Origin of the sequence: Microbulbifer okhotskensis, from assembly GCF_023895975.1 — a bacterium.
In the GTDB taxonomy this organism is placed as follows: domain Bacteria; phylum Pseudomonadota; class Gammaproteobacteria; order Pseudomonadales; family Cellvibrionaceae; genus Microbulbifer; species Microbulbifer okhotskensis.
Window position 1 is genome coordinate 1 of record NZ_JALBWM010000423.1, and the last position, 360, is coordinate 360.

General features: G+C 51.1%; 1 protein-coding gene. It reads left to right on the top strand.

All coding sequences use genetic code 11. From position 1 onward, the window contains the following. A partial coding sequence (locus MO867_RS22770; RefSeq protein WP_252473413.1) for a hypothetical protein occupies positions 1 to 360 on the top strand: 360 nt, incomplete at both ends.

A 360-nucleotide genomic window follows, 5' to 3' on the forward strand; every position in this document is an offset into this window, starting at 1 on the left:
ACGAAACCGCAGCTGATGTAGAGCGCGCTGAAGCTGGCATTGTTGAATACGTCCTGGAGTGCATTCTCTCTGGTGATAACGGTCGCCCACTCATTGAAGCCATGTATCGCCGTCGCTTTCTTGAAATCGCTATCGATGAACTCGACAAGTTCCAACTAAAGGACATCCTCCAGTGCGCAACCGCAAACGAGAAGTTCTCTCGTAGCTGTGCATTAAAGCTGGCCAGGGAGTACTACGAGGAACTGGAGCCCCGTGCAGCAGAAGAGGGGCACATCGAAGGTCACCCACTTTCCCGCCGAAAGCCTACACAAGACGAAATTGAAAACACCGTATTTTTTATTGAGATGCACCTATTCCGCG